Annotated in this window: 1 protein-coding gene and 1 pseudogene; both read left to right on the top strand. The window is 38.9% G+C overall.

What is annotated here, in order from left to right:
• The coding region (locus tag FCV43_RS20490; protein ID WP_206380335.1) for a hypothetical protein at window positions 1-217 on the top strand (217 nt) is incomplete at its 5' end.
• Window positions 210-570 (top strand): annotated as a pseudogene (locus FCV43_RS14785) (TIR domain-containing protein); the annotation flags it as partial. The gene FCV43_RS20490 and the pseudogene FCV43_RS14785, both read left to right, overlap by 8 nt.

Raw genomic sequence — 570 nt, 5'->3', positions numbered from 1 at the left:
CCTCGAAAAACCTAACGCCGCGTTAAGTGGTGAGCAACGCAGACCACTGCACTTAAAGTATTGTGCCGTAAACACTAAACCTGAAGCAAACCAAAAATGCCGAGCGTTGGGAATCCGTCTTAAACGCTTTGTTATAAGCCAATTTCGTGCGAAACCAAACGCTTATGATATTATGTGCAAAGTTTATCGCATATTACTTGGTTTGGTACATGGCTGACTTAACAACAATTGAAAAGAAAAAACTAGAACGCTATTTTGATATGGGTAGTGGTTACTTTAGTAATCTATCTAATGCTGATTTAGAAGAGCTCGTTGCTGATGAATTGAACATCGAAATCTATGATGACAAATACAACTTAAAATCCGGTTCCAAAGCAAACCGCATAAGAGCCTTTTGGCAATTAGAAAACAACCATACTGTAGCGAAATTTCTCACTGCCGCTATTGCACGTGATGATTTTGAAAAAGAAAACTCATTTTCTTATACCGGAAACACAAACAAGACTCTTAGAGATGAGTGCATACAAATTGTTGAGAGACTAAAAGGGATACAACCGCAACCGCAACCGC

The organism is Vibrio genomosp. F6 (assembly GCF_005146325.1).
Classification (GTDB): Bacteria; Pseudomonadota; Gammaproteobacteria; order Enterobacterales; family Vibrionaceae; genus Vibrio; species Vibrio cortegadensis.
The sequence above is the reverse complement of the archived record's forward strand: the minus strand, read 5'-3'. Positions and strand labels throughout refer to the sequence as shown.